The organism is Amycolatopsis circi (assembly GCF_003385235.1).
GTDB lineage: Bacteria > Actinomycetota > Actinomycetes > Mycobacteriales > Pseudonocardiaceae > Amycolatopsis > Amycolatopsis circi.
In genome coordinates this window covers 1-2,454 of sequence record NZ_PQIA01000280.1, presented here as the reverse complement: position 1 = coordinate 2,454, position 2,454 = coordinate 1, and the positions used below count along the sequence as shown (strand labels likewise).

1 protein-coding gene is annotated in these 2,454 nt (G+C 68.7%); it reads left to right on the top strand.

Features of this window, described 5'->3' with window-relative positions; all coding sequences use genetic code 11:
- Window positions 1-2,324, top strand: a 2,324-nt coding sequence (locus D0D37_RS46225) for an FAD-binding and (Fe-S)-binding domain-containing protein (RefSeq protein WP_116206885.1), incomplete at its 5' end; no start/stop codon positions are given.
- Window positions 2,325-2,454: the final 130 nt, after the last annotated feature.

Below are 2,454 nucleotides of genomic sequence, written 5' to 3'. Positions count from 1 at the left end.
ACCGCCGCGCCGCGATCTACCGGCAGCTGCGGCGGTGGCGCGACGAGTACGCCGACGAGATCCGCCGCCGCTTCCCGGACATCCCGCGCCGGGTCTCCGGCTACAACCTCGACTCGCTGCTGCCCGAACACGGCTTCGACGTCGCCGGGCTGCTCGTCGGCAGCGAATCGACGCTGGTCACCGTCCTGCGCGCGGAACTGAAGCTGGTGCCGGTGCTGCCCGAGCGCGCGCTGGTCGTGCTCGGCTACCCGGACATCGCGACCGCCGCCGACGCGGTGCCGGACATCCTGCCGCACGAACCGATCGCGCTCGAAGGCGTCGACCACCGGCTTCTCTACGACGAACGTTTGAAGCACCTCAACGAAAAGGCGCGCGAAGAGCTGCCGCGCGGCCGAGCCTTCCTGATGGTCCAGTTCGGCGCGAAGACACTTGAGGAGGCCGACAAGCAGGCGCGGAAGCTGCTCGACTCCATCGACGACGCGGACGTCGCGTTCCTCGACGATCCCGCTAAGGAAGCCGAACTCTGGCAAGTCCGCGAGGCCGGCCTCGGCGCGACCGCGCACGTCCCCGGCGAGTCGGACACCTTCGAGGGCTGGGAGGATTCCGCGGTAGCGCCGGAAAAACTCGGCGCCTACCTGCGGCGGCTCGACGCGCTCTACGAGGAATTCGGGTACGCCGACGAAACCGGGCCGAGCCTGTACGGCCACTTCGGACAGGGCTGCGTGCACACGCGGATCCCGTTCGACCTCTACACCGCGTCCGGCGTCGCGACCTACCGGCGGTTCATGGAACGGGCCGCCGACCTGGTCGCGGAGTTCGGCGGCTCGTTTTCCGGCGAGCACGGCGACGGGCAAAGCCGCGGCGAACTGCTGCCGCGGATGTTCGGCAACGACCTGGTCACCGCGTTCGGCCAGCTCAAGGCGATTTTCGACCCGAGCGACCGGATGAACCCGGGCAAGGTCGTCGCGCCGTACTCGCTGGACCAGAACCTGCGGCTCGGCGGCTCGTGGTCCCCCGCCGAGCCGCAGGATCTCTACTTCCGCTTCCCGAACGACGGCGGATCGTTCTCCCAAGCCGCCAATCGATGCGTCGGCGTCGGCCGCTGCCGGCAGTCCACTCCGGAAAGCGGCGACGTGATGTGCCCGTCGTACCAGGCCACCGGCGAGGAGGAACACTCCACGCGCGGCCGCGCCCGGCTGCTGTTCGAGATGCTCAACGGACACCGCGACGGCCCGATCTCCGACGGCTGGCGCTCCACCGAGGTCCGCGACGCCCTCGATCTGTGCCTTTCCTGCAAGGGCTGCAAATCGGACTGTCCGGCCGACGTGGACATGGCCACCTACAAGGCGGAATTCCTGGCCCACCACTACCAGGGCCGCCCCTGGAAACGGCCGCGCTCCGACTTCACGATGGGCTGGCTGCCGCTGGTCGCCCGATTGGTCGGCAAGACGCACACCGCGCGTTTGGTGAACCTGCTGGGCAAAACCCGGTTCGCCACGCGGGTCGCCGGAGTCGAGGACCGGGAAATCCCCCGCTTCGCCCCGAAAACGCTGCCCCGGTGGTTCGCCCGGCATCAACCCACCGGTACCGGCGCGCGCGGCACCGTCATGTTGTGGCCAGACACCTTCACGTCTTATTTCCATCCGCACGTCGCCGAGGCCGCGGTTCGGGTGCTGGAGGACGCGGGGTGGCGGGTAACGCTGCCGGAGCCGTCCGTGTGCTGCGGTCTGACCTGGATTTCCACTGGTCAGCTCGGGGTCGCGAAGCGAGTGCTGATCCGCACCGTGCGCATGCTGGCTCCGCACCTCCGGGACGGCGGGCTCGTGCTCGGTCTGGAACCGAGTTGTACTGCGGTGTTCCGCTCCGACGCGGCCGAGTTGTTCCCTGGCGACCAGGACGTCCGGCGGCTGCGGGATCAGACCGTGACGCTCGCCGAGCTGCTGACCAAGCACTCCCCCGGGTATCGGCCGCCGAAGATTCCGGGACACGCGCTGGCTCAGGTGCATTGCCATCAACACGCCGTGCTGGGCTGGGACGCGGACCGTTCGCTGTTGGAGGCGGCGGGGGTGGATGTCGAACGGCTCGATTCGGGGTGCTGCGGTCTCGCGGGGAACTTCGGGTTCGAGCGCGGGCATCTGGAAGTGAGCAAGGCCTGTGCGGAACAGGTGCTGCTTCCCCGGGTGCGCAAGGCAGACCGGCGGACGGTGGTGCTGGCCGACGGATTCAGCTGCCGGACCCAGCTGCACGAACTCGACAGCGGCGGCCGGGAAGGCATCCACCTCGCCGAACTGCTGGCCGCGGGTCTCACTGAGGAAGGCCGGTAAAGGTCCGCGAAGGGCTCCTTGCGGGAATCTGACCTGGATCCACTGGTTGTTTTTTGTGGTGGTTTCTGGTGTTGGTGGCGGGGTGTGCGGGTGCTGGTTGGGGGTGTGGGCGTGGTGGTGTGGCTGGCGT